Origin of the sequence: Psychrobacter piscatorii, assembly GCF_001444505.1 — a bacterium.
GTDB classification, from domain to species: domain Bacteria; phylum Pseudomonadota; class Gammaproteobacteria; order Pseudomonadales; family Moraxellaceae; genus Psychrobacter; species Psychrobacter piscatorii_B.
The window spans coordinates 1-3,569 of record NZ_LNDJ01000011.1 but is presented as its reverse complement, the minus strand read 5'-3'; the positions used below and the strand labels follow the sequence as shown (position 1 = coordinate 3,569).

The following is a 3,569-nucleotide window of genomic DNA, read 5'->3' as shown; positions in this document are numbered from 1 at the left end:
AGGGTTCGAATCCCTCCTTCACCGCCATTTATTCAGTTATTATTAGAGTAGTAACGCAGCATATTGCGTTAAACATTCTTAATAGTTAAATCAAAAAATATTTTGTTTTTAATTAAAAAAGATGTTGACACAAGCGATATTATCTATATAATAGCCAACCTAATTTACTGAAATTGTTTTTAACAACTCGGTAAATGATTTGCAAAGTACGCGCTTGTAGCTCAGTTGGATAGAGCACTTGGCTACGAACTAAGGGGTCGGGAGTTCGAATCTCTCCAAGCGCACCATTTTGCATAATCAACTAAATCAATCGCCTGTCTTATGACAATTGGCGATTTTTTTATGTCTGCAGTTTTTGTGTTTTAGCATTACCTTTTGCTTAGTGACTTTAGGTCTTTTGGTTTTGTGATTTTATATTAGCCACCTCATAGCTATCCTATGTGATCAGGATGATTAGACAGTCATTTAGGATAATGTACGATAGGTCAGTCATTTACGGTACAATAGCATTACTATTCACTGCTTGCTATGAGCTCGTACCATGTCAAAAAATTCCTCTAAACGCCCGTCAAAGTCTATTAGCAAATCAAAGCTGCAACCGAGCGCTTTTGCGCAGCAAGATCCTAATGAAGAGCCCACCATTGCCAAGCCTATGGTTCGTGTCGTGGCTATTCTTTATGATGGCATGTTGATTCTGGCTTTGCTGTTTTTGGTGGGTACGATATTGACCGTAGTTGGCACGCTTTTGACGATGGAGACGGGTACCGAGTCTTCACAGGCTCAGTCGCTACCGCTTTGGTATCAAAACGCCATTATGACACCATCGTTTGTGCTGACACTGGTGGCATTTTATGGGATATTTTGGCGCCGTGGTGGTCAGACATTGGGGATGCAAACGTGGCGATTGAAAACCATCAATGATGCTGGTCAGTGGCTCACGTGGGGACAGTCGTTTAAGCGTATCTTGGCGGCGTGTTTGATGCCGCTGATTTTTGGTATTATCGGTAGTCTTATTGATGGGTCACGCGCCGCCTTATTAGCCAGCGCGTTTCTTGGATTGGTATTCAACTATGTTTTTTGTCTGTTTAACCCTCGTGGTCTCGCAGTACAGGATATGCTATCCAACACCATTACCCTAAAAATGCCAAAAGTAGCACATGAAGGGTTATGGCGCGGTTTTAAAAATCGTAAGAAAAAGTCTTAGGATTATAAAATAGCCAGCAAGGCTCAAAACATACAAAAGTGAAAGTTATATACTAACGCTTTGAATCAGCCATGCAGTATAACCGACAAAAAACAGCACCAAAGTAGCGCCCGACGTACGACCGAACTGGCGCTTTTTTGTAAAGGCAAACACACACAGAGCAACGAGTAATACCGTCAGTAGCCCCATTGCCATCACATCACGTGACAAAATCACTGGATCAGCAGCAATCGGGGCAATCACCGTAGCTAGGCCTACGACCGCCAATGTATTGAAGACATTTGAGCCAATGATATTACCTAGTGCCATATCGTGCTCGCCTTTACGCGCTGCTGACAAGCTTGATACCAGCTCAGGCAGTGATGTACCAACCGCAACAATCGTCAAGCCAATGATGAGCTCGCTGAGACCCCAGAGCGTTGCCAATTCGACCGCTCCCCAAACGATCGCCCGCGAGCTGATTACCAGCATCAGCATACCGAGCAGTAAGCTACCAAGTCCACGCGCTACGCTTGGCTCTGTCGCATCTGAATCTGCATTATCAATGTCCTCTTCATGCTCATGATAGCCCTCACGAATGCTCAATACGATTTGTAGCCCCAATACGGCGAACAATAACACCAATAATACGAGGCCATCCGCTTGGCTCAACATGCCATCACGTAGCTGCCACGCGGCGATGGCGGTAATTAGCAGAAGTAGCGGCAGGTCACGCTTTACGATGCCCTTACGGATGATGATAGGGCTAATCAGTACGGTTGCACCCAGTACTAAGGCAATATTGATAATATTTGAGCCGTAAGCATTGCCTAAAGCCAGCTCAGGACTGCCTTCTAACGCTGCTAATACTGACACAACCATCTCAGGTGCTGATGTGCCGATACCCAATATTAATACCCCAATTAAGAAGCTTGGCACACTAAACTTCTTTGCCAATGCTGTTGCTCCGTCAATAAAGACATCGGCACTCCAAACCAAAATTGCTAACCCAATCAGTATTGCAATCACTGCCAACCACATCGGTATGTTTCCTTATATATGATGAAAAATATGAGTTTAATAGAGAAAAATGGCATAAAAAAAGCCGAATCTTGATTTAGATTCAGCTTTCCTCATAGCATCGAGATTTTTAGTAATAATAGCAGGTAATTCAAAAATGTAACTTTGTGTTTATCTTAAATTTACCAAAACCTCACCATCCTGTCATATTAAGCAACTTGTACAGGAATGATATTTGCTGTGTCTTTAACTGTGTTGTCTTCGTTGCAATAGACCAGTTTTGGCTGATACGTCGATGCTTCAACTTCATCGAAATGCGCGTAAGCACAAATAATGACGATATCGCCCAAGTCTGCCATATGAGCCGCAGCACCATTTAATGAGATAATACCAGAGCCCGCCTCAGCACGGATAGCATAGGTGCGAAAGCGCTTGCCATTGGTCACATTATAGATATCGATAGATTCGTTTTCACGTAGACCAGCTAGGTCTAGTAGATCACCATCGATACCGCATGAGCCTTCATAGTGAAGCTCAGCATGGGTAACGCGAGCACGGTGTAATTTGCATTTAAGCATATTAAGTAGCATAGGTTGCTTCCTTAGCGTAACTGATATTAAATAACTAAATCAAAAGGTTAATGGGGACAAACCTGCCAAAATAAAAGGCTATTACCATAGAGGCAATATTTTATTCAGGTAATTTAAAGCCATTGATTTGTGAACGTGCTTTTTCGATATCACCATCTAGCAATAGTGGTAGTGCTTCAAAAGCCGCACTCAACGCGCTATCAATGGCAATTTGCTCATCGGGTGACGCTTTTGAGAGGACATGTCCACTGACTTTAGATTTATGACCAGGATGGCCGATACCCACACGCAGACGATGAAAGTCATTACCGATATGCGGGGTAATATCACGCAGGCCATTGTGACCACCGTGACCACCATCGGTTTTGAGCTTAATGCTACCAGCAGGAATATCGAGCTCATCATGAGCAATCAATAACTCGTCGTTTTTGATGCCATAAAAATTTACCATAGGCACGACTGACTGACCAGATTTATTCATAAACGTCAGAGGCATAAGTAAACGCACATCAGAGCCATGAATGTGCCCACGTCCTGTCACCCCATGAAATTTTTTGTCAGGGGAGAGCGTAATGTTGAACTGCTGCGCCAAATGATGGACAAACCAAAATCCGGCATTATGACGCGTAAACATATACTGCTGACCAGGATTACCAAGACCGACAATAAGCTTTATGGCCATAAAAACACCCTGCTTAAATTTGATAAATAAGGATAAGGTTTGAAATATTGATAGACAGTATATTCTCAAACCTTAGGGCGTGTTGAACATTCGC

Annotated in this window: 4 protein-coding genes and 1 tRNA gene; 2 read left to right on the top strand and 3 right to left on the bottom strand. The window is 43.1% G+C overall.

Features of this window, described 5'->3' with window-relative positions; all coding sequences use genetic code 11:
• Positions 1-210 precede the first annotated feature (210 nt).
• Both AS194_RS01135 and AS194_RS01130 read left to right on the top strand, forming a co-directional pair.
• Positions 211-287: transfer RNA gene (locus AS194_RS01135), tRNA-Arg, on the top strand.
• A gap of 254 nt (positions 288-541) precedes the next feature.
• Positions 542-1,204 (top strand): RDD family protein, encoded by a 663-nt coding sequence (locus tag AS194_RS01130; protein WP_058023658.1) that lies wholly within the window; start codon positions 542-544, stop codon positions 1,202-1,204.
• A 45-nt stretch (positions 1,205-1,249) separates the two neighbouring features.
• On the opposite strand, the gene AS194_RS01125 is transcribed toward AS194_RS01130, so the two are convergent.
• The 3 genes from AS194_RS01125 to pth all read right to left on the bottom strand — a co-directional run bounded on the left by AS194_RS01125 (position 1,250) and on the right by pth (position 3,475).
• Positions 1,250-2,224 (bottom strand): calcium/sodium antiporter, encoded by a 975-nt coding sequence (locus AS194_RS01125; protein ID WP_058023657.1) that lies wholly within the window; start codon positions 2,222-2,224, stop codon positions 1,250-1,252.
• A gap of 188 nt (positions 2,225-2,412) precedes the next feature.
• Positions 2,413-2,793 (bottom strand): aspartate 1-decarboxylase, encoded by a 381-nt coding sequence (gene panD, locus AS194_RS01120; protein ID WP_010196068.1) that lies wholly within the window; start codon positions 2,791-2,793, stop codon positions 2,413-2,415.
• A 100-nt stretch (positions 2,794-2,893) separates the two neighbouring features.
• Positions 2,894-3,475 (bottom strand): aminoacyl-tRNA hydrolase, encoded by a 582-nt coding sequence (pth, locus tag AS194_RS01115; RefSeq protein ID WP_058023656.1) that lies wholly within the window; start codon positions 3,473-3,475, stop codon positions 2,894-2,896.
• Positions 3,476-3,569 lie beyond the last annotated feature (94 nt).